Source organism: Streptosporangium sp. NPDC053982 (genome assembly GCF_055585205.1).
Genome location: NZ_JBVJKQ010000001.1, coordinates 84,761 through 104,022, shown reverse-complemented (window position 1 = coordinate 104,022; position 19,262 = coordinate 84,761). Strand labels below are relative to the sequence as shown.

Below are 19,262 nucleotides of genomic sequence, written 5' to 3'. Positions count from 1 at the left end.
CGACGGCCCACGACCGCGACGCCGTCCGCTCCGGCGGCGCCGCGGGCTCACCGGGGTGACAGCAGGGCCCGTACCTCCCGCAGGAGCGTGGGGAGCAGCAGCACCCCGGCGATGATCGGCGTCACCATGAACCGGAAGTCCTGGGCGGTGTTGGTGAGGAGCACGCAGAGCTGCTGGGCGCAGATCACCGCCGCCACGGCGGCCACCGTCCGGTTCCCGGTGCGCCGACGGGCCAGCGCGGCCGCCGCGTAGCAGAGGTGGCACCAGAGGGCCCCCCGCCACAGCAGCCATTCCAGCCGGTGGGCCCCGGCCGCGTCCAGGGCGGTCAGCGCGGCGGTCCGCAGCCCCTCGGAGAGCGGCCGGGCGCGCATGACCGCGGCGACCGGCGTGCCCTCCCACGCGGGTGGGAGCACCGGGTCGCGCAGCGAGAACCGGTAGAGCTCCCCGCCGGGGTCGCCGGCGGTCGAGCCGATCCGCCAGGCGAGCGCGGCGCGGCAGAGCCGGGCGTCCAGGATGACGCCCGGCGCGCGGACCAGCAGGTCGCGCCAGAGGTCCATGACCTCCGAGACGTGCCGCTCGGCCTCCCGGCCGTCGAAGTCCGGGTCGAAGTAGACGCGTGTCACGGTGTGGCAGGTCGCCCCGCGCAGCCAGGTCTCGATCGGGGCGATCCTGGTCAGCAGTTCCCGCTGCCCGCGGTCGAACAGCCCCGGACGCTCTGCGTAGGCCACGGCGAGGTCGCCGAAGACCGTCTGGTACGCGAAGACACGCGGCGGCGGGGCGATGCCGAGGGCCGGGTAGCCGGTGACCGTCAGCAGCGGTGGCACCGCCACCGCGACGGCCGCGACCGCCGCGGTCCACCGGCGCGCGACCGGCAGCAGCGGGACCAGCAGGGCGGCGGCGATCAGCGTCACGACGAAGCCGTTGTTGCGGAACAGGCCCGCCCCGAGGAGCTCCGCGCCCAGGGCTGCCAGGCGGGGGTCCCAGGCCCGGCCGCGCGGGCGCCGGCCGTCGGGGGCCGTGCCGCCGTCGGGGGCCGCGCCGCCGTCCGGGACCGTGCCACCGTCCGGGGCCATGCCGCTTTCCGGGACCGTGCCGCCGTTCGGGGCTCCGTCTCCCTTTCGGGACGCCCCGCGCGGGCGGGCCGCGATCCTGGCGGCGGTCCCGGCGGCGAGCAGGACGCAGATCGTGAACGGCACGTCCTTCCACATGGTCACGGTGAAGGCCCCGAGCGGCGGGAGCAGCGCCGCGCAGCCGACCGCCGCGACCAGCCACCGGCGGCGCGGGCCGTACGGCCGGAGGGCGCCGGCGAGGTGGGTCAGCGCGGCGGACATGGCGGTCGTCTGCAGGAGGGTCACCGGAGAAAGATCACCGGCGACCCGCAGGGACAGCCGGAGCAGGGCGTCGTAGGCGACCGAGTGGGTGGCGATCCAGGGCCCGGTGGTGACGTGCCGGACGTAGGAGACGGTGTCGGGGCTCATCAGCCCGGGATGGAGGGCGAGCCACCAGCCGAGCAGCACGAGCTGGCCGGTCGCGTAGCAGGCGAGCGGGAACCACAGGTCCCGGGCCGGCGCGCCGCCCCCGCCGGCCCCGCGGCCGTCCGGCCCGCTCTCCCCGGCCGGACGCGGCCCCGCCGTAGTGATCGTCATCGTCTTCCCAGCGCGTCGGGGCGGGGGGCCGTGCCCATCATCGGGTACGCCGGGGGCGAGTTCGGGCCGTTATACCCGGCCGTGACCGCATGAGTTGTCAAGTTTGCCGTTCGGCGGGGAAGGGCTCGTCCGCCCGTCGCCTCCCGGCATATCCGCCCACCGAATCACCACAAAGCACGTATTCGATGACATAAATCAAGGCTTTTCACAGGACATCGTGACGCATAGACCCCAGAAGCCATCGGGAGCCTCGATAAGATTCCCATTCAACCGACGTCAATTTGACCCGGAGCTCCCCTCATGAAGTCTCCTGCCCGCATGTTGCTGGCCACGTCATGTGCGCTGGCCCTGACCTCCGTTCCGGCCGTCGCCTGGAGCGCGGCACAGAGCGGTTCCACCATCACGATGAGCCCGGCGAGCACGCCGAAGCCCTCGCCGAAGCCGAAGTCGACGGCCAAGCCGAAGCCCGCCCCGGTGGACTGCGCCAAGGTCAAGTGCATCGCGCTGACCTTCGACGACGGCCCCGGAAAGTACGCCGACAAGCTGCTCGACACCCTCAAGAAGTACGACTCCAAGGCGACCTTCATGCTGGAGGGCCAGTACGCGAAGTCCCGTCCGGCGTTCGTCAAGCGGATGGTCGCCGAGGGCCATGACATCGGCAACCACAGCTACACCCACCCGCACCTGCGCGACCTGTCCGAGGACCGGATCCGCGAGGAGCTGAACAAGACCGTCGAGGTCGTCAAGAAGGCCTCCGGCAAGGCGCCGACCATGATCCGCCCGCCGTACGGCGAGCTGGACAACCGGGTGGTCGAGATCGCCAAGGAGATGCAGCTCCCGGTCGTGCTGTGGAACGGCGGCTCCCGCGACTGGGCCACCAAGAACGAGAAGGCCATCTACGACGAGGTGCTCAAGAACGCCAAGCGCGACGGCGTCATCCTGATGCACGACTGGGTCCCGCAGACCGTCACGGTGATGCCCAAGCTGCTCGACGCGCTGAAGAAGCAGGGCTACCACATGGTGGGGGTCTCCTCCATGCGCGGCGTGAAGGACCTGAAGCCCGGTGACATCTACCCGGCCGGCAGCGAGAAGGACGCCGACCTCTCGTCCGACGCGCCGCTCGGCGACAGCGGCGAGTACGCCGAGTCGCCCGCCGACGGCCTCTGAGACCACCTCCGGGCCACCCGCCTGCCCAGCCGCTGCATGGGCACCTCCACGTAGCGGTAGCTGAGCAGGCTCAGCACCACCGCCGCGGCGATCGTCGCCACCGACACCGCCGCCTGCACCGCCGGCTGCATGGCCCGGACGTCCCCGAGGACGGCCGAGACGGCCTTCAGCAGGGGGTGGTGCAGCAGGTAGAGCGAATAGCTGATCAGGCCCAGCTTGACCAGCGAGCGGGGGAGGCGGCGTTCGCGCAGGGCCATCGCGCCCGCGAACGTCGCCCCCGCGAGCGCGATCGTGGTGAACCACACGCCGGGCTGGACCCACCACCAGCCCGCCTGCGGCGACCACACCGGGGCCAGCGCCACCGGTACGGTGGCCGCGGCCACCGGCCAGAGCGGGCCGGTGCCCTGCTCCCAGCGGCGGATCGCGGTCCCGGTGAACATCACGGCCAGGATCGCCGCCCCCAGCCACGGCACGAAGCCGCTGAAGATCGTCAGCAGCACGGCCGTCACACCGAGCACCCAGGCGGCGATCGTCCGGAATCTGCCGCTGATCAGGCAGAACATCCCCACGGCGAACACCGCGCCGGCCGCGTAGGCGGGCCAGGGGCCCTTCAGCAGCGGCCCCGTGAGCACCAGCCCGGCCGCCACCGCCACGACGCCGAACCCTATGGCCAGGGACCCGCTCCGGCGGTGCAGGCCGCCGGTGAACAGCGCGGTGACCAGGAGGTAGAAGACCATCTCGTAGGAGAGCGTCCACATGGTGTCGGCCAGGCCACCCATGTGGAGCACGTCCAGCAGCATCGTGGCGTGCCCGAGCACGCCCGCCAGGTCGCGCGGCACCTCCTCGCGGACCGGCAGCCACACCGCCATGACCAGGACGATGGCCGTGACCAGCAGATAGACCGGGTAGAGCCGGAACCCCCTGCCGATCCAGAACGCCCGGACGTCACCCCGGCCCTCCAGCGACACCGGGATGATGTAGCCGCTGACCAGGAAGAAGACCAGGACGCCGTACATCCCGAGGTTGAACCAGTAAGGTCGCAGGGCGGGCATGAACCACGGCAGCAGGTGCTCCAGCAGAACCGCGACGGCGGCCAGGCCGCGCAGCGCGTCCAGCCATGCGAGCCGGGCGCCCGAGGCGGGTCGCGGGGGCGGGGGAAGGGCGGCGCTCGTAGACACCCATCCCAACTTACCGGCTCACCAGGCGTAGAAGGATAAAACCCGCAATTCCCAGGTATGACCTGCGATGTTCACGAATTCCCGGTGACTTCTTCCCCGCCCGGAGTGGTGACCGTTCCCGGGGTGCCCGGCGGCCGTCCCCGGGCCGGACCTGCCGGGAGCCGGTGATCCGGCGACCGGGCGACGGGCCCGACAGGCAGACGGACACCGACGGACGGGCGGATACCGGCGGCAGACGGATAGCGGGCCCGCCAAGTACCGGTGCGTGACGGATTCCGCGATCCGCCGATCTCCGTAACTTTGTGACCTGCAAGGACAACCGCAGGAAACACGGAGGAGAACGAGATGAACGACATCGCCAAGCTGGTCGAGCGCTACCTGGCCACCTGGAACATGACCGACGCCGCCGAGCGCCGCGCGGAGATCGACACCGTCTGGGCCGAGGAGGCCCGCTACGTCGACCCGCTCGCCGACGTCACCGGCCGCGACGCGATCGACGCCGTCATCACCGCCGTCCAGGGGCAGTTCCCCGGCCTGGTCTTCACCCTCGCCGGCGACGTCGACGCCCACCACGACGTGGCCCGCTTCACCTGGCACCTCGGCCCCGAGGGCGGCGAGGCCATCGTGGTCGGCTTCGACGTCGCGGTCCTGACGGCGGACGGCCGCATCCGGGAGGTCCACGGCTTCCTCGACCGGGTCCCCGCCGTCTGACCCGGCCCGCCGGATCCACCGGTTCGGGGGCACCGCCCAATGGCCGCCGGCACCCCGCCCACGGGCCCGGCACACCCCCGCCGGACCCCCTCACGCCCCCGCCGGACCTCCCCCCCGCGCTCCCGCCGGACCTCCCGGACGCCCCCGCGCTCCCGTCTCCCACGTAGAAAGGCACACCCGCCATGACCACCATCGGCGCCCCCACCACCGCCACCGACACCGCCGGCCTCCTGCGACTGGCGATGCGTCTGGACGCCGTCGTCACCGGCGTCAACGGCCTGGCCTATCTGGCCCTGGCCGGCCCGATCAACGACCTGCTCGGCCTGCCGGTCGGCCTGCAGCGCGGCATCGGGGCCTTCCTCGCCGTCTACGGTGTGGCGGTCTGGCTCGCCGCCGTCCCCGCCCGGATCTCCCGGACCGCCGCCGGAGCCGTCATCGCCGTCAACCTCGTGTGGACCGTCGTGAGCGTCGCGGAACTGGCCATGGGCGGTCTCGGCGTCACCACGCTCGGCGCCGTCTGGGTCCTGATGCAGGCCGCGGTCGTCGGCGGCTTCGCCGCCCTGCAGTTCCTCGGCCTCCGCAGGGCACGGTGAGCGACCGAGTGGACGGCCGGGCTCCCCTCACCCGGCCGCCCACCCCACGGGCACCCCGTGGACGGGTACGGCGCGGCCCCGCGGAGCAACGCTCCTCCGCGGGGCCGCGCCGTGTCCGCCTACTCCCACTCGATGGTGCCCGGCGGCTTGCTCGTCACGTCGAGGACGACGCGGTTGACCTCGCGGACCTCGTTGGTGATCCGCGTGGAGATCCGGGCGAGCACGTCGTAGGGGACGCGGGACCAGTCGGCGGTCATGGCGTCCTCACTGGAGACCGGGCGCAGCACGATCGGGTGACCGTAGGTGCGGCCGTCGCCCTGGACTCCCACCGAGCGGACGTCGGCCAGCAGCACCACCGGGCACTGCCAGATCTCCCGGTCGAGCCCGGCGCGGGAGAGCTCCTCGCGGGCGATGGCGTCCGCCTCGCGGAGGGTCTCCAGGCGCTCGCGGGTGACCGCGCCGACGATCCGGATGCCGAGCCCCGGCCCGGGGAACGGCTGGCGCCAGACCATCGCCGGGGGCAGCCCCAGCTCCTCGCCGGCCCGGCGGACCTCGTCCTTGAACAGGGTGCGCAGCGGCTCCACCAGCGTGAACCGGAGATCCTCGGGGAGGCCGCCGACGTTGTGGTGGGACTTGATGTTGGCGGTGCCGGTGCCGCCGCCGGACTCGACCACGTCGGGGTAGAGGGTGCCCTGCACGAGGAAGTCGACCGGGCCGTCGGCGAGGATGGCGCGCTGCTCGTCCTCGAACACCCGGATGAACTCCCGGCCGATGATCTTCCGCTTCTCCTCGGGGTCGGTGACCCCGTCGAGCGCCTTCAGGAAGCGCTCCTGGGCGTCGACCACGCGCAGCTTGACGCCGGTCGCGTCGACGAAGTCGCGCTCGACCTGCTCGGCCTCGCCCTTGCGCAGCAGGCCATGGTCGACGAAGACGCAGGTCAGGCGGTCGCCGATGGCCCGCTGCACCATGGCGGCGGCCACCGCGGAGTCGACCCCGCCGGACAGGGCGCAGATGGCCCGGCCCTCCGGGCCGATCTGGGCGCGGACCGACTCGACGGCGTCCTCGACGATGTTGAGCATCGTCCAGGAGGGACGGCAGCCGGCCGCGTCGAGGAAGTGCTTCAGCACCGCCTGGCCGTGCTCGGAGTGGAGCACCTCGGGGTGGAACTGCACGCCGTACAGGCCCCGCTCGGGGTGCTCGAAGGCGGCGACCGGCGTCTGCGGGGTGGCGGCGGTGACGACGAACCCCTCGGGGGCGGCGGAGACGCTGTCGCCGTGGGACATCCACACGGCCTGCGCGACCGGCAGCCCGGCGAACAGCACGCCCTCCTGCCGCACCTCCAGCGGGGTGCCGCCGTACTCGGCCAGGCCGGTGCGGGCCACCGTGCCGCCGAGCTGCTGGGCCATGGCCTGGAAGCCGTAGCAGATGCCGAAGGTCGGCACCCCGGTCTCGAACAGGCCGGCGGGGACGGCGGGGGCGTTCTCGGCGTAGACCGACGAGGGACCGCCGGACAGGATGACGGCCTTCGGCTTCTTGGCCATCATCTCCTCGACCGGCATCGTGCTCGGGACGATCTCGGAGTAGACGTGGCATTCACGCACCCGTCGCGCGATCAGCTGCGCGTACTGCGCGCCGAAGTCGACGACCAGGACCGTGTCGAAATCAGACACCAAGACCCCCAAAGAAACCACAGCGGTGGGTTCAGTCTATCGGCGCTCGCCGGCACGCCCGCGCCGAGCCGGAAAAGGGGGTCCGGGGGTCCGCGGAAGCCGTACGGGGTCCGCCGGCGGTACGGAGCACGGGGCCCGCGCCGAGCCGGAGAAGGGGCTTCCGGGGGTCCGGGGACGTCCCCGGACGTCCGGGCGGGCGGTCAGAGGATATTGGGAAGCAGGCCCAGCGGCGGGGAGCCGAGGTCGAGCATCGCGGTGTGGAAGCGCTTGAGCGAGAACTCCGCGCCCCAGGCCGCCCGCGCCCGCTCGCGCAGGTCGAGGATCTCCAGCTTGCCCCAGGTGTAGCGGCCGTAGGTCGGGTCGAAGGTGGCCCGCGCCGCCTCCGACATCGCCGCCGGTCCGCCGATGTGGGTGTCGGCCTCGAAGCGGCGGGCGCCCTCCTCGACCGTCATCGAGCCGGTGTGCACGCCGATCGCGCAGGCCAGCCGGGTCACCCGGATCAGCGCCTCCAGCCACACGCCGATCTCGAAGCGCGGGTCGTCGGGCGCGAAGCCCTCCTCGACGCACAGTTCCTCGGCGTAGTGCGCCCAGCCCTCGGCGAACGCCATCGACATCAGCGTCCGGCGCACGTCGGAGGGCGCGTGGCGCAGCGCCCGGCCGTGGGAGAAGTGGCCGGGCGCGACCTCGTGCACGTTGATCGCGGGCAGCGTGGTCGCGCTGAAGACCTCCAGCCACTCCTCGATGTCGCGCTCCGGCCAGGTGGGGTCCGGCGGGGTGATGTGGTACCACGAGGGGCCGTCGGGCTCGCCCGGCGCGGCCCAGCTCATCATCGCCATGGCCCAGCGCCGTGACTCGGGCGCCAGGCCGACCAGGCACTCGCCGTCGTGGTAGGGCACCAGGTCCCTCTCGCGGGTGAAGGCGACCGCCCGCTCGGCGCCGGTCCGCGCGGCGTCCATCACCCCGTCGATGCCGGGGTGGTCGCGGACCAGCTCGCGCGCCGCCTCCAGCGGGGAGCGGCCCGCCGTACCGAGCTTCGCGCACGACTCGGCGAGGCGCTCCATGAGCCGGTCGCGCTCGGCGTCGGCCCGCGCGGCCAGGACGCCGAGGTCCACCGGCAGGCCGTCACCCGCGCCCATCAGCAGGGTCAGCCCCTCGGCGCCGAGCGAGGCGTCGGGGTCGCCGCAGCGGGACGTCTCCTCCACGTGCTCCACCAGCCGGGCGTGGGCCTTGAGCGCCGCCTCCCGCACGGAGGCGTCCGCGTCCTCGGGCACCCCGGCGGCCAGGCCCCGCACCGCCCCCAGCAGCGCGGAGGCGACCGGCGCGCTGAGCCGGTCGAGCGAGGCGATCGCGCCCTCGACCGCCTCGGGCCAGCGGGCGAGGTGGGCGAGTCTGGCCGCGGTCCGCTCCGCCTCGGGGGCGTACTCCCGGTCGTAGCAGGCCAGGTCGAGGTTGTTCAGGTGGGCGAGCGGGCTGCGCCGGTGCAGCTCCAGCTCGCCGAACGCCGCCCGGGTGGCCGCCTCGAAGACCTCCAGGTGGGCGGCGTCGTGGGGATCGTCCGGCGGCGCGCCCTCCCCCAGCGCGGCCAGCCCCGCGCGCACCCCCTCGGGGGAGAGGTCCTGCACCACCCCGTCGTACTCGTGCCGCCCGGCCGCCTCCCGGGCCTCGGCCACGGCCATGTCACACACCGCACGCAGGCGGGAGTCGAGTTCACTCATGCAGGCGAAGCTATCCCAGACGGCCTCCCGCGCCGAGCCCCGAATCGAAGGCCCCGCGGACCACGCCGTCTCCCGGCGACCGCCACGAGGCGCGACGCCCTGCCGTCGGCCCCGTTCCCTCCCCGGCCCCGCGCGGACGCCCGTCGGGCACCTCCGGCCTGCCGAGCAGCGCGCGGGCGACCCCGGCCCCCGCGCGGAAGCCCGTCGGCGACCCGCCGGGAAACGGGCGTACGGCGCGGCCCGTGGAAAACCGGTCGAGCGGCGTGGGACGGCGGTGGGAGGATGCCGGAATGCCCCTCCGCATCACCACATTGGCCGAACGTCCCCATTTCCGCGACGAGCTGTGGGACATGCCCACCTCCTGGCCGGAGTTCATGCTCTGCGATCCGACGGGGGCGCTGTTCTACGAGGTCTGCGTCGAGAAGTACCCGGAGTTCGTGCTGGTCGCCGACGATGACGACGAGCCGGGGCGGCTCGTGGCCAAGGCGATGAGCGCGCCGTTCACCTGGCCCCGTGACGAACTGCCGGACGGCGGGTGGGACGCCGTGATGCTGTGGGCCTGGCACACCCGGATGACCGGCACGGAGCCCCGTACGGTGTCCGCCCTGGAGATCACCGTCCGCCCCGACCGCCTGGGGACGGGCCTGTCGCCGCTGATGCTGGCCGCCCTGCGCGACAACGCCGCCCGCCTCGGGTTCGGCGAGCTGCTGGCCCCGGTACGGCCCAACGCCAAGCACCTGGAGCCGCGCACCCCGATGGCGGAGTACGCCGCCCGCACCCGTCCCGACGGCCTGCCGGCCGACCCGTGGCTCCGCGTCCACGTGCGTGCGGGCGGCACGATCGTCAAGGTCGCGCCGCGCTCGATGACGGTGCCCGGCACGCTCGCCGAGTGGCGCGAGTGGACCGGCCTGCCCTTCGACGTCAGCGGCCCGGTCGAGGTGCCCGGCGCCCTCGTCCCGGTCCACTGCGACGTCGAGCAGGACCACGCCGTCTACGTCGAACCCAACGTCTGGATCCGCCACCGCCTCACCGCCCCGGCCTGAGCGCTCGCCCGCTCCACGGCCTCGGTGGTCTCCGCATCGGACGGCAGAGGTCCCACCTGCGCGGATGACCTCCCGGACCACCTATCGGTGGCGTACGCTGTCGTCATGGGCGAAGCCGCGTACGAAATTCCCTTGGAGGATCTTCACGCGCATCCGGAGCGCTGGGACGATGCGATCGAGTCCGCCGTGCAGGGACGGGTGATCGCCCTCACCGGCAGGGGAGAACGACTGGCCGCCGTCGTTCCCGCCGACCAGATCGACCTCGTGGATCGTCTGCGAGAGACCATCGAGGTCCTCTCCGACACCGAGGCGGTCCAGGCGATCGTGGAGTCACAGGCGTCGATCGCCGCCGGAGAAGGCGTCCGGGGTGCTGACGCGATCCGCGCGCTTCTCGATCACCGGTGAACGACCAGCCAGAGCCGGCGTCCTTCGAACCGGTGCTGGGCACCGCGGCCCGCCGAGCCATCTCCGACAAGCTTCCACCCGATGTCGCGGCGGGCGCGGTGGAGTTCATCACCGGCGCATTGATGAGAAACCCCTATCGCGTCGGCAAAGAACTCCACGAACCGCTCACCGGCGTGTACAGCGCCAGGATCATGCGAGACTGGCGCGTCCTGTACAAGATCCGTGATGACCTGAACCCACGGGAAGTCCATGTCCTGGACATTCGCCACCGTGGGGACGCCTACCGGCGTCGCTGAGCACTCAACTCACCCAGACCTGCGACGAGTCGCCGAACAGCGGATGGGACGGCGTGATCCTGTGGGCAGGTTCGAGCGGGACGCCGCGGTCGTCGACTTCACCTCCCATCTGCTCGCCGGACTGGCACGCACCGAGGACATCGCGGTGTTGCATCAGGTCCTGACCGAGGCCCTGCCCTGGAGCACGTTCCTGCCTCCGGAAGACATGGACTCGATGCTCACCGAACTGGTGGACACGGCGCGTGGAACGGCGGTTCCGGAGAATTCCACCCCGATCGCGCTCCTGCTCACCCAGTGGCGGCACAGCGCCGAGATATACGCGGATCCGGCCCTGCTCTCCGTCCTCACCCGCGAACCCGGCGGCGACCTCGGCCCACCTGCCAAGGTCACAGACTGATCCTCAAGGCAACGGTCGTTCGCGGTTTCCGGCGCGTCAGGCCGCCCCGTCCCCCGTTCCGGTGATCCGGTCGAGAAGCGCCTCAAGGGTCTTCTCGTCCGTGGACGGGGACATGACCGTGACGCGCAGGTGGCGGACGCCGCCGATCTCGGCCGAGGTCAGGTGGAAGGAGCCGTCCGCCATCAGGCGCTCGCGGATCGCCGCCTGGTCGCCCGTGCCGTACCGGAAGCAGACGATGTTGCTCTGCGGCTCGTACGGGAAGACGAACCCGGGCCGCTCCCGGCCCAGCTCCCACAGACGGCGGGCGACGGCGTACCGTCCCGCGACGTACTCGCCGAGACCCCGCTCACCCCGCCAGGCGAGGTTCAGGAAGATCTTCAGGCCCAGCGCGGCCTTGGCGCACTCCACCGTACGGCCGGCCGAGTCGAAGTCCTGGTCGCCGTAGAACAGGTAGCTCGCCCGCTGCCGGAACGCCGCGTCCAGGTCGTCCTTGCGCCGGGTCAGCACGGCCGCGGCCACCCCTGAGGTGCGCAGCATCTTGTGCGCGTCCCAGATCAGCGAGTCGGCCAGCCCGATCCCGTCGAGCAGGTGCCGGTGCCCGTCCGACAGCAGGGCCGACGCGCCGTGGGCACCGTCCACGTGGAACCAGATCCCGTTGTCCGCGCAGAACCCGCCGACGCCGCGCAGGTCGTCGTAGAGGCCGGTGCCCGTCGCGCAGGCGTTCGCCACCAGGGCCATCGGCCGCCGGCCCGCCCGCCGTACCCGGTCCAGGGCAGCGGGCAGGCGGGCGACGTCGATCCGGCCGAGCGGGTCGGCGTCCAGCGGGACGACGGCCCGCTCCCCCAGGCCGAGGATCGCGGCGGCGCGGGTCAGCGAGTAGTGGGACGCCTCGGGGACGAGCAGCGCGAGGTCGCCGGGAACCCCGCCGGCCCAGGCGTCCGGCGCGGCGGCGGCGCGGGCGGCCAGCAGCGCGGTGAGGTTGGCCAGCGACCCGCCGTGGGTGAGCACCCCGCCTCCGGACTCCCCGAAACCGGCCCTGCCGAGCATCCAGCGCACGACCTCGAACTCGACGGTCGCCGCCGCCGCGCCCATCTCATAGAACGCCATCGTGTTGTTGGTCACGCCGTGCACGAGGTCGGCGAGCGCGGCGGGGAAGTCGGGGGCGGCGACCTGGTGGCCGAGGGAGGCGGGGTGGTGCGGCCGGCTCCCCTCCGCGAGATAGGCCGCCAGGAACTCCGCGTGGCTGTCCGGAGTCATCCCGCCCTCGCGGATCCACCGCGCCAGACCGAGCCGTTCGGCCAGCTCACGCGGCGGGCGGCGGCCCAGGGCCGGTGTCAGGCCCCGCCGGCTCTCGTCCACGTGCACGGCCAGTTCCTCTACGGTCGCCGCGGCGGCCCGCACGAACTCCTCCACATCCCACGTCACACCGGAATACTGGGCCACCCGGTCCGGGATGACCAACCGCGGCCGGATACGCGGACGGTCAGAGGCCGGGCATTACCTGCCTTGAGCAAGGAAGTCTCACCCTGTTGCGGCACGACATCGCACGTTGCGCAAATGTTACTTGTTTAAAGTAATTAAATCACCGTATGTTGTGCGGCATGCCACGCCAGAGAAAGGGGCCCATCGAGGGGACCCCTGCCGAGGCGGCCGTTCTCACGACCGTCCTGACGAGCGGCCCCGTCGCCCGAGCCGAGATCGCCCGCCTCACCGGACTGTCCTCACCTGCGATCACCCGTGCCGTGAAGCCGCTGCTGGACGCGGGATACCTCGAATACGACGAGGCGGCCGAACCACTGAGCCCCGACGAGGCACGCCTCGGGCGCCCCAGCCGCCCGCTGCGCATCCGGGCCCTGCACACGGGCAGCGTGGGCATCAAGATCACCGGCGACGAACTCATCGGCGTGGTCTGCGACCTGGCCGGCACCCCTCGCGTCACCAAGCGGCGCGCGCTCGCCCGGCACGTGCCGTACGAGGTCATCGCTCAGGTGGCGTCCCTCCACGGGCAGCTGCTCACGGCCGCGGAGCGGGTGGGTTTCGCGCTCCCACCGCGCCATCTGGGCATCACTCTGTCGGGAGAGGTCGACCACGAGACCGGCTACGTCCGGTACTCGCCCTTCCTGCGCTGGCATCACGTCGACCTGGGCAGGACGCTCTCGGCCGAGCTGGGCCTTCCCGTCGTGGTGGAGAACGACGTCAAGGCGCTGACCATCGCCGAGAAGTGGTTCGGCCTCGGCCGCGGTGTGGCCAACTTCGCCGTGGTGACCGTCGGCGCCGGAATCGGTTGCGCCCTGGTCGTCGACGACGCGCTGGTGCGCGGCGCGCACAGCGTGGCCGGCGAGATCGGTCACCTGCCCCTGGGCGATCGGTCGGTGCTCTGCCATTGCGGCGCCCACGGCTGTGTCGAGGCGCAGGCGTCGACCACCGCCCTGGAGATCGCCTCGCGCAGGGCGACCGGCCGGGACGATCTGACCTTCGGCGACGCGGTCGAGTTGGCCCGCGCCGGCGATCCGGCCGTCATGGCCGTGTTCGCCGACGCCGGCGCCCTCATCGGGCGGGCGCTGGCGTCGGTGGCCAATCTCCTGGGGCCTGAGCAGATCATCGTCGCTGGAGAGGGCGTGGCCACCTACGACCTGTTCGAGACGGCCATCCGCGAGGCGTTCACCGAGCACGCCTTCGGCGCCGCCCTTCGTGTCGCGGTGCACGTCAGAGACCTGCCGTTCGAGGAGTGGGCCCGCGGAGCCGCGGCGACGGCCATCGAGGCGGCGGCGTTCCCGTCATGGGCTCCGGCCACAGGTTCCCGACGCGTCAATGGAGATTCCGTTGCTTGATCATCACTGGGAGACGGCCTTCGGCGACCTGAACATCGGCCTCCGTCTCGACGACGGCACGCTGACGTGGTCGGCGAGCCGCGAGGGCGTCGTGCTGACCTCGCCGGCGCCGATCCGGCTCACCGGCGCCGACGGTGAAGACCTGCTCGCCGGCCTGTCGTTCGTCTCGACGGGCGAGCGTGCCGTACACGAGGACTACGAGCTCATCGTCGGCAAGCGGGTCGGCGGTCACCGGGTCGAGCACCGCGAGCGCACCGTCCGTTTCCGCATCGCCGCGGGCGAGCTGTCGGTCGTGCTGCGCGCCGCCGCCGACGGCGTCGCGCTCCGCCTCGTCCTGCACGGCCTGCGCGGCAGGAACATCCGCGGCGGCGACGTCCACCTCCGCCTTCCGGCCGCGGCTCGCACCTGGCCTCTGACCTACACCCCCTGGTACGAGACCATCCGGTTCTCCTCCAGCCTTGACGTGCTCGAACCCGGCGACTACGGATTTCCCTTCCTGGCCCAGATCGATTCCGGCCTCCACGTCCTGGCGACGGAGGCAGACCTGGACGGGCGGTACGGCGGCGCGCTGGCCCGCTACACCGGCGCCGGGGAGCTCGCCTTCACCCTCGCCGAGGACGTGACCCTCCTCGCCGACGAGGTGGCGAGCCCCTGGCGAGTCCTGATCGCCGGTGACCTCGCCACCATCGTCTCCTCACACCTGGTGGAGGACCTCGCCCCCGCCGCCGCCGAGCCGGCCCCCGCGTGGGCGCGCCCGGGACGGGCCGCCTGGTCGTGGTGGTCGGACTTCTTCAGCGGCGCCCACCTGGACAAGCAGATGCGCATGCTGGACTACGCGGCCGCGCGCGGCTGGGAGTACGTGCTGGTCGACTGCGGCTGGGATCCGGCATGGATGCCGGATCTGGTCTCGGCCGCGAGCACCCGCGGCATCGGGGTGTTCGTCTGGGTCGCCTGGGACCGGCTGGGCACCGACGAGCAGAGACGCCAGCTGGCCGAGTGGGCCTCCTGGGGGGTGGCCGGAATCAAGGTCGACTTCATGGAGTCCGAGGCCCAGTCGCGCTACCGGTGGTACGACTCGGTGATCGCCGAGTGCCGCCGGGTCGGCCTCATGATCAATTTTCACGGCTCGGTCATTCCCCGGGGATGGGCCCGCACCCACCCCCACGTCATGAGCTACGAGGCGGTCCGGGGCGCGGAATACTACGTCTTCTACGGCGAGCCGCTGACCGCCGAGCACAACACCATCCTTCCCTACACCCGCAACGTCGTCGGCTCGGCCGACTACACACCGGTGACCTTCTCCGCCAAGGGCCGCCAGACGACCGAGGCGCACGAACTGGCGCTGGCCGTCGTCCTGGAATCGGGCCTGCTGCACTTCGCCGACGAGATCGACGAGTACCAGGCGCGGCCCATCGCCCAGGCCGCGATCGAGCGCATCCCCGCCCACTGGGACGAGACCCGGCTGCTCGGCGGGCGGCCGGGCGAGTACGCGGTGCTGGCACGACGCTCCGGCGACGACTGGTTCATCGGCGCCGTCGCCGCGGGCCGGAGCGTGGACACCGACATCGACCTGGCCGGCCTCGGCGTCGGCCCCGGCCACCGGATCACGCTCATCGAGGACGACGCCGACGGCGGGCTGACCGAGTCACGACACCCCGACGGCGTCGGCCGGCTCCCGCTGCGCCTGCGGCCCAATGGAGGCGCGCTCTGCGTCGCGGCCCGCGGTGAGCCCACGGCCCGGCGGCGGGATCGGCCCGCCGTCCGCGTGGACTCACCACTGCTGTTCGCCCGTCCCGGCACGGACGCTCGCATCCGTGCCGAGGTCACCGGCGGAGGCGAGGTCCACCTGGAAGTGCCGCCGGACTGGCCGAGCCCCCGGCTCCTCCGACGAGAGCCCGGAGCGGACGGGACCGAGGTCTCCTGGTCGGTCCCCGTACCGGAGTCCTTCTCTCCGTCACGGCTCGCCGTACTCGCCGTGCACGCGGGACGGCCGCGCGCCGCCGAGCGCTCGGTGATCGCGCACGTGCGGGTGGCGCACCCGTTCGGGCCGGGGGAGACCGCGCTGGAACGGGTTCGCCCGACGCGTTCGAGCAACGGGTTCGGACCGGTCGAGGTCGACCGGTCCAACGGCGGCGGCGACCCCGGCGACGGCCGCCCGATGCATGTCGCGGGCCACCACTTCGAACACGGGCTGGGCGTGTGCGCGCCCGCGTCGATCACCTACGCCGTCGGCGGGACCGCGCACACCTTCGTCGCCGGCATCGGCATCGACGACGAGACACCGGGATCGGCCCCCGCGACCTGCCGGGTGCTCGCCGACGGCCGGGTGGTCGCCGAGGTGACGGTGGCCCCCGGAGAACCCGTCCGCCCGCTGGAGGCCGACATCACCGGCGCGCGACTGCTCGAACTCGTGGTCGAGCAGGCCGGCGCCGGTGAGGTCACCCCGCACATCGACTGGATCGCACCGCGCGTCCAGGCCTGAAGGTCAGATCAAGGAAGGTTCTCATGAGCACGAAGTGGACTGCGGTCTCACTCCTCGCGGCGGCCGCGCTCACGCTCTCGGCCTGCGGCGGCTCGGACACCGAGGCCGCCGACGCCGGTGGCATCCGGTTGACCTACGCCATCTTCTCCACCGACCAGCAGCCCGCCATGCAGAAGGTGGTGGACGCGTTCGAGAAGGACCACCCCGGCATCGACGTCGCCGTCCAGGTCATCCCCTGGACCGACTACTGGACCACCCTGCAGAACTCGGCCGCCGGCGGCACCGGGCCCGACGTGGCATGGATGCTGGGCTCCAAGATCGCGCCGTACGCCGACGGCGGCGTCCTGCAGCCTCTCGACGAGACGATCAGCGCCGCCGGCACGAACCTGTCGGCCTACCCCCAGCAGCTCCTGCCGCTCTTCAAGCGCGACGGCAAGACCTACGCGCTCCCCAAGGACTTCGACACCATCGGGCTCTGGTACAACAAGGCCATCTTCGACGCGGCCAAGCTGCCTCACCCGAACGCGGACTGGACCTGGGACGACGTCGTCAAGAACGCCAAGGCTCTGACGGACAAGGGCAAGGGCGTGTACGGCATCGCCGCTCCGGTGGAGGCGCAGGCCGGTTATTACAACACCATCTACCAGGCCGGCGGCCATGTCATCAGCCCGGACGGCAAGACCTCCGGTTATCAGGAGCCGGCCAGCCTCAACGGGCTGCGGTTCTGGACCGACATGATCAAGAACGGCTACTCCCCCGACCTGAAGTCGCTCAGCGACACCGAGGCCGTGGCCCAGTTCATGGGCGGCAAGATCGCCATGTACTACAGCGGATCCTTCTACGCCTACCGCTTCGCCCACGACGACTACACCTCCAAGAACGTCGACGTCACCGAGCTGCCCGCGGGCGTCAAGGAGGCGACCGTCATCAACGGCCTCGGCAACGTGGCCCTCGCCTCCTCCAAGCACCCCCGGGAGGCGGCCGAACTCGCGGTCTTCCTCTCGGGCGAGCAGGCGTCGCGGATCCAGAGCGAAACCGGCACCGTACTCGGCTCCCACTCCGGCACCCAGCAGGCGTGGGTCGACGCGGCGCCCCAGTTCAACCTGCGGGCGTTCCTCGATCAGCTGCCCAACGCCGTGGTGTACCCGGTGTCCGAGAACACCGACGCCTGGTCCAGCCGGGAGAGCGAACTGCTGACTCCGGCCTGGAACGGCGAGACCTCGGTCGAGGAGGCCGCGAAGTCCCTGGCCACAGCCATGAACGAAGCCCTGGCGCAGGAACGGCAGTAGAGACGGTTCCCCATGACGCACCTCGACACCCGGAAGCCCGGGACGGGCCGGCGGTCTCCGGACGGCAACGCGGCCCGTGAACCGGAGGTCTCCCGCCACCCCGACAACCGCTGGGCCGCTCTTCTGCTGGCCGGACCGCTGCTGGGGCTGGCGGTCTTCTACCTGTGGCCGCTGGCCCGCACCCTGGTCCTCTCCTTCTCGGAAGGCAACCCGTTCCAGGGTTACCGGATCGAGGGCCTGGGCAACTGGGCGCAGGCGCTGAAGGACCCCCACCTCCCGCGCGCCCTGGGGAACACCCTTCTCTACGCCGGGATCGTGCTCCTGGGCGTGCCGCTCGCGATGGTGACCGCCGCCCTGATGCACCAGAGCGGCCTGCGCGGCCGCGGCCTGTACCGCACGCTGTACTTCCTTCCCGTGGTGACCATGCCCGCCGCCGTCGCCATGGTGTGGCGCTACATCTACAACGGCGATTTCGGCCTCCTCAACCAGGTCCTCGGCTTCTTCGGCGGCCCGCACGAGGCATGGGTCGCCGATCCGGACACCGCCCTGTTCGCCGTGGCGGTCGTCGGCGTCTGGACCACCTTCGGCACGAACCTCGTCATCCTGGCGGCGGGGCTGGACGCCGTCCCCGCCTCGGTGGTGGAAGCGGCCGGAATCGACGGCGCGGGGCCCGTGCGGGTCTTCCGCCACATCACCGCACCGCTGCTGTCGCCGTCGGTGTTCCTGGTGTCGACCCTGTCGGTCATCGGCTCACTGCAGATGTTCGACCTGCTCTTCATCATGATGGGGCGCAACAATCCCGCGCTGCGCGATTCGAAGACCATCGTGTACCTCTTCTACGAAGAGGCGTTCGTCCGCAACGACCGGCCGCTGGGAGCGGTCATCGCCATCATCGCCCTGGCGATCACCCTCGTGGTCACCGCGGTCCAGTTCCGGCTCCAGCGGCGGTGGGTGCACTATGGCTGACCGCCGTAGGGCCGGCGCCGGGCGCCTGCTCACCCATCTGATCCTGCTCGCGGGCGCCGCCGTGATGGTGTTCCCGTTCGTATGGCAGTTCCTCACCTCGCTCAAGACGCTGAGCGAGTCGACGAGCGCGCCGCCGACGTTGCTGCCCCGGCACTGGCGCTGGGACAACTACGCGACGTTCTTCGATCTGATGCCCGTCATGTCGATGACGGTCAACAGCGTCATGACCCTGGTACTGCGGGTCGCGGGCCAGCTGCTCTTCGCATCACTGGCCGCCTTCGTCTTCGCCAGGCTGCGCTTCCGCTTCAGAAAGCCTCTGCTGTCGGCCTTCCTCATCGTCCTCATGGTCCCGCCGCAGCTGTTCGTCATCCCGCAGTACGAGGTGATCCGCCAGGCGGGGCTGCTCAACACCGTGCCCGCACTGGCACTGCCGGGGATCTTCAGCGCCTTCGGCGTGTTCCTGCTGTACCAGTTCATGCGGACGATCCCGGCCGAGGTCGATGAGGCGGCAAGACTCGACGGGGCCAACCCGTTCCAGATCTACCTGCGGATCGTCCTGCCGATGTGCAGGCCCGCGCTGGCGGCGCTGACGATCATGACGGCGCTGTTCTCCTGGAACGACCTGCTCTGGCCGCTGATCGTCAACACCAGGCCGGACATGATGACCCTGCCCGTCGGCCTGGCGACCCTGCACGGGGTCACCATGACCGACTATCCCGTGCTGATGGCGGGCTCCCTGCTGGCCATCCTTCCCATGGTGCTGTGCTTCGTGCTGCTCCAGCGGCAGTTCATCCAGGGGATCGCCATGTCGGGCAGCAAAGGCTGACGCCGCGCACCGTCGACCGCCATACGGAATCGCCACGCAGAAAGGAC

At 71.8% G+C, this 19,262-nt stretch carries 17 protein-coding genes; 12 read left to right on the top strand and 5 right to left on the bottom strand.

The window, feature by feature from the left end; genetic code table 11:
- Positions 1-47: 47 nt before the first annotated feature.
- Positions 48-1,646 (bottom strand): hypothetical protein, encoded by a 1,599-nt coding sequence (locus ACZ6W9_RS00520; protein ID WP_470116472.1) that lies wholly within the window; start codon positions 1,644-1,646, stop codon positions 48-50.
- A gap of 300 nt (positions 1,647-1,946) precedes the next feature.
- Between ACZ6W9_RS00520 and ACZ6W9_RS00515 the strand changes: the two genes are divergently transcribed.
- Positions 1,947-2,813: a polysaccharide deacetylase family protein gene (locus ACZ6W9_RS00515; protein WP_470116471.1), complete on the top strand. Its 867-nt coding sequence runs from the start codon at positions 1,947-1,949 to the stop codon at positions 2,811-2,813.
- Here ACZ6W9_RS00515 and ACZ6W9_RS00510 read toward each other — a convergent pair.
- Positions 2,717-3,991 (bottom strand): acyltransferase family protein, encoded by a 1,275-nt coding sequence (locus ACZ6W9_RS00510; RefSeq protein WP_389958153.1) that lies wholly within the window; start codon positions 3,989-3,991, stop codon positions 2,717-2,719. The two genes, ACZ6W9_RS00515 and ACZ6W9_RS00510, sit on opposite strands and share 97 nt — an antisense overlap.
- A 345-nt stretch (positions 3,992-4,336) precedes the next feature.
- Between ACZ6W9_RS00510 and ACZ6W9_RS00505 the strand changes: the two genes are divergently transcribed.
- Both ACZ6W9_RS00505 and ACZ6W9_RS00500 read left to right on the top strand, forming a co-directional pair.
- On the top strand, positions 4,337-4,702 hold the full coding sequence (locus tag ACZ6W9_RS00505) for a nuclear transport factor 2 family protein (protein ID WP_389958150.1): 366 nt from the start codon (positions 4,337-4,339) through the stop codon (positions 4,700-4,702).
- A gap of 182 nt (positions 4,703-4,884) precedes the next feature.
- Positions 4,885-5,295, top strand: a complete 411-nt coding sequence (locus ACZ6W9_RS00500; protein ID WP_389958147.1) for a hypothetical protein — start codon at positions 4,885-4,887, stop codon at positions 5,293-5,295.
- Positions 5,296-5,414: 119 nt separating this feature from the next.
- Here ACZ6W9_RS00500 and guaA read toward each other — a convergent pair whose 3' ends face one another.
- Together guaA and ACZ6W9_RS00490 are read right to left on the bottom strand one after the other, a co-directional pair.
- Positions 5,415-6,986 (bottom strand): glutamine-hydrolyzing GMP synthase, encoded by a 1,572-nt coding sequence (guaA, locus tag ACZ6W9_RS00495; RefSeq protein WP_389958144.1) that lies wholly within the window; start codon positions 6,984-6,986, stop codon positions 5,415-5,417.
- A 179-nt stretch (positions 6,987-7,165) separates the two neighbouring features.
- Positions 7,166-8,680 carry a DUF885 family protein gene (locus ACZ6W9_RS00490; protein ID WP_470116470.1) on the bottom strand — a complete coding sequence of 505 codons (1,515 nt, stop codon included), beginning with the start codon at positions 8,678-8,680 and terminating at the stop codon, positions 7,166-7,168.
- A 290-nt stretch (positions 8,681-8,970) separates the two neighbouring features.
- Here ACZ6W9_RS00490 and ACZ6W9_RS00485 point away from each other — a divergent pair, with 290 nt between their 5' ends.
- The 4 genes from ACZ6W9_RS00485 to ACZ6W9_RS00470 all read left to right on the top strand — a co-directional run bounded on the left by ACZ6W9_RS00485 (position 8,971) and on the right by ACZ6W9_RS00470 (position 10,821).
- Positions 8,971-9,723 (top strand): N-acetyltransferase, encoded by a 753-nt coding sequence (locus tag ACZ6W9_RS00485; RefSeq protein ID WP_470116469.1) that lies wholly within the window; start codon positions 8,971-8,973, stop codon positions 9,721-9,723.
- Between the two features lie 105 nt (positions 9,724-9,828).
- Complete coding sequence (locus ACZ6W9_RS00480; RefSeq protein WP_389958137.1) at positions 9,829-10,128, top strand: hypothetical protein; 300 nt, start codon at positions 9,829-9,831, stop codon at positions 10,126-10,128.
- On the top strand, positions 10,125-10,424 hold the full coding sequence (locus tag ACZ6W9_RS00475; RefSeq protein WP_389958135.1) for a type II toxin-antitoxin system RelE family toxin: 300 nt from the start codon (positions 10,125-10,127) through the stop codon (positions 10,422-10,424). Before ACZ6W9_RS00480 ends, ACZ6W9_RS00475 begins: the two co-directional genes overlap by 4 nt.
- A gap of 61 nt (positions 10,425-10,485) precedes the next feature.
- Positions 10,486-10,821: a hypothetical protein gene (locus ACZ6W9_RS00470; RefSeq protein WP_389958133.1), complete on the top strand. Its 336-nt coding sequence runs from the start codon at positions 10,486-10,488 to the stop codon at positions 10,819-10,821.
- A 36-nt stretch (positions 10,822-10,857) separates the two neighbouring features.
- Here the strand turns inward: ACZ6W9_RS00470 and ACZ6W9_RS00465 are convergent, their stop codons facing one another.
- A complete protein-coding gene (locus tag ACZ6W9_RS00465; protein WP_470116468.1) occupies positions 10,858-12,246 on the bottom strand; it encodes a pyridoxal phosphate-dependent decarboxylase family protein in 1,389 nt (462 codons plus the stop codon).
- A 176-nt stretch (positions 12,247-12,422) separates the two neighbouring features.
- On the opposite strand from ACZ6W9_RS00465, the gene ACZ6W9_RS00460 reads away from it, so the two are divergent.
- The 5 genes from ACZ6W9_RS00460 to ACZ6W9_RS00440 are packed head-to-tail and all read left to right on the top strand — an operon-like array spanning position 12,423 to position 19,215.
- Positions 12,423-13,652 (top strand): ROK family transcriptional regulator, encoded by a 1,230-nt coding sequence (locus ACZ6W9_RS00460; protein ID WP_389958127.1) that lies wholly within the window; start codon positions 12,423-12,425, stop codon positions 13,650-13,652.
- Positions 13,645-16,134, top strand: a complete 2,490-nt coding sequence (locus tag ACZ6W9_RS00455) for an NPCBM/NEW2 domain-containing protein (RefSeq protein WP_389958125.1) — start codon at positions 13,645-13,647, stop codon at positions 16,132-16,134. The genes ACZ6W9_RS00460 and ACZ6W9_RS00455 overlap by 8 nt, the downstream gene beginning before the upstream one ends.
- A gap of 23 nt (positions 16,135-16,157) precedes the next feature.
- On the top strand, positions 16,158-17,423 hold the full coding sequence (locus ACZ6W9_RS00450) for an ABC transporter substrate-binding protein (protein WP_389958122.1): 1,266 nt from the start codon (positions 16,158-16,160) through the stop codon (positions 17,421-17,423).
- 12 nt (positions 17,424-17,435) lie between these two features.
- Positions 17,436-18,389 carry a carbohydrate ABC transporter permease gene (locus ACZ6W9_RS00445; protein WP_389958119.1) on the top strand — a complete coding sequence of 318 codons (954 nt, stop codon included), beginning with the start codon at positions 17,436-17,438 and terminating at the stop codon, positions 18,387-18,389.
- Complete coding sequence (locus tag ACZ6W9_RS00440) at positions 18,382-19,215, top strand: carbohydrate ABC transporter permease (protein WP_362942403.1); 834 nt, start codon at positions 18,382-18,384, stop codon at positions 19,213-19,215. Before ACZ6W9_RS00445 ends, ACZ6W9_RS00440 begins: the two co-directional genes overlap by 8 nt.
- Positions 19,216-19,262 lie beyond the last annotated feature (47 nt).